The 2,127-nt window shown below is 71.2% G+C and carries 3 protein-coding genes and 1 pseudogene; all 4 read right to left on the bottom strand.

Annotated features, from left to right (window positions below; translation table 11 throughout):
• Positions 1 to 185 (bottom strand): hypothetical protein (locus tag EGJ34_RS21505; RefSeq protein ID WP_148100557.1); only part of this gene is annotated, 185 nt, incomplete at its 3' end.
• Complete coding sequence (locus EGJ34_RS21500) at positions 158 to 1,168, bottom strand: VWA domain-containing protein (protein ID WP_125362424.1); 1,011 nt, start codon at positions 1,166 to 1,168, stop codon at positions 158 to 160. The genes EGJ34_RS21505 and EGJ34_RS21500, both read right to left, overlap by 28 nt.
• On the bottom strand, positions 1,165 to 1,623 hold the full coding sequence (locus tag EGJ34_RS21495) for a DUF4381 domain-containing protein (protein WP_125362423.1): 459 nt from the start codon (positions 1,621 to 1,623) through the stop codon (positions 1,165 to 1,167). The genes EGJ34_RS21500 and EGJ34_RS21495 overlap by 4 nt, the downstream gene beginning before the upstream one ends.
• Positions 1,620 to 2,127: pseudogene (locus EGJ34_RS21490) on the bottom strand (DUF58 domain-containing protein); the annotation flags it as partial. The pseudogene EGJ34_RS21490 and the gene EGJ34_RS21495, both read right to left, overlap by 4 nt.

Below are 2,127 nucleotides of genomic sequence, written 5' to 3'. Positions count from 1 at the left end.
GCCGGGGCCAGCAGGTGCGGCAGCAGGTGCGCGTCAACCGCGTGCAGCCAGACGCTGGCGCGACGGCGGCGCCAGCGCCACAGCAGCGCGATCAATGGCAACGCCAGCAATGCCCAGAGCAGGTCCGGGCGCAGGAAGTGGAGCGGGAGGGCGGCCATCATCGCCACCGCCGCGGCATCAGCCATGCCAGCGCGCCCAGCAGCAGCGACAGCGCCAACGGCCAGGCATAGCGTTCGATCGTTGGCCGTACCGCCTGCCCCGGGGCCGCGATCGGCTCCAGGCGATCCAGTTCGGCGTAGATGCTGGCCAGCTGATCGGTGTCGCGCGCACGGAACGCCCGCCCGCCGGTGAGACCGGCGATTTTCTGCAGGGTGGCTTCGTCGACCGGATCCTCGCCAGCGGCGATCCTCACCCCGAACAAACTCATGCCCCCTTCTCCACCAAAGCCGATCGTGTACACCCGGACCCCTTCGGCCCGGGCCAGTTCCGCCGCACGCAGCGGGGTCAGCACACCGGCGTTGTTGACGCCATCGGTCAGCAGGATCAGCACGCGCTGACCTTCGGGTTGTTCGCGCAGACGCTTGACCGCCAGCGCGATGGCGTCGCCGATGGCGGTGTTGTTGCCGGCCAGCCCCAGTTCGCTGTCGGTGAGCTGGCTGCGCACGGTAGCCAGGTCGGCGGTGATCGGAGTCAGCGTGTACGCGCGGTCGCCGAAGATCAGCAGCCCGACCCGGTCCCCGGCGCGACGGTCGAGGAAGTCGGCCAGCACCGCCTTGGCGGCCTGGACCCGCTGCACAATCTGCGGCCCGAGCTGCATGTCCGGTTCGCTCATGCTGCCGGAGAAGTCCACCGCCAGCATCAACTGCCGTCCCTGCTGCGGAGGCACGATCGGCTCACCGAGCTGTTGCGGGCGCGCTGCGGCCACGCACAGGCTGATCCAGGCCATCCACAGCAGCAACCGACCCGGTCGCAGCATCGGCAGGCGCAGGCCGGTGCTGCCCAGCGCGGTCAGCTCGGTGGCGGCGTAGGGCACGCGCAGCGCCGGGCCCGTCGGTCCCCGCTGCGGCCAGAGGCGCATGATCAGCGGCAATGGCAGGGCCAGCAGCATCCACGGCCACGCCAGCGTGTCCAGCCATGACAACCACGACGGCAGCAGCTCCGCGATCATCGCCGCTGACCGCTCATCAGCTGGACAAAACGCGCGCGGGCGACCCGACGCAGACGTGCCACCGCGGCCGCATCCGGGTCACGCCGGTACGCGCCATCAAGCAGCAGGATACGGTCCTGCTCGCTGAGCACCGTGGGTGGCGATTCAACAAACTGCAGCCACGCGTCCCCCTGCAGCAGTTCGGCTCCCGGCTGGCGGACACGTGCCGCGCGGCGCAGCAGCTCGCTGATGGCGGCCAACTGCGTCGCCGGCGCATCAGCGGCATCGACCGCCGCATCAAAGCGCGACATCCAGCGGCGGCGCACATGACCGCGCCACGCGCGCCAGACGCCGATGCTGACCAGCACCAGCGCACACACGCCCAGTACCACCCACCAGCCCGGCGGCAACGGCCACCATCCCGGCGCATCGGGCAGGTGCACATCGCGCAGCGGCAGCGAGGTGGCGGTGCTCATGCGACCACCGGCGTGGGGACCGCCCCCAGCCAGCCATCGCTGGGGTCGTCGCTGGCAATCACGTGCACCTGCAGGCGACGTGCGCCCAGGGTCTGCTGCAGGTGCTCGAGCGGAGCCACGAAGCGCTGGTGCCAGTGTTCGTGCACGCCGCCGTCGGCGAGATCCAGCGACACGGTGCGTCCCTGCGCCTGGAAGGGCAGCAGGTTTTCCGGCGGAGCCAGCTCCAGCGGATCGACCAGCAGCATCAGTTGTACGTCGTGGTGCATCGCCAGGCCGGTCCAGCGCGACAGCGGCACTGCCGCCGCGCGCCCAGGATCGGCCAGCACCACCACCCGCGCGCCGGGACGCAGCAGTCGCGTGGCGTGCTCCAGCGCCACATCCAGCCCGGCATCATCGGCAGGCGGCTGTGCATACCAGCGGGTCAGTGCGTCCAGCACCCGCAGCACGCCCCGGGTGCCGCCGGCCGGCGCGATCGGCGGTGCGGACCGGCTTCCGCGCAGAGCC

Source organism: Stenotrophomonas sp. 278, assembly GCF_003935715.1.
Lineage (GTDB): Bacteria > Pseudomonadota > Gammaproteobacteria > Xanthomonadales > Xanthomonadaceae > Stenotrophomonas > Stenotrophomonas maltophilia_AH.
The sequence above is the reverse complement of the archived record's forward strand: the minus strand, read 5'-3'. Positions and strand labels throughout refer to the sequence as shown.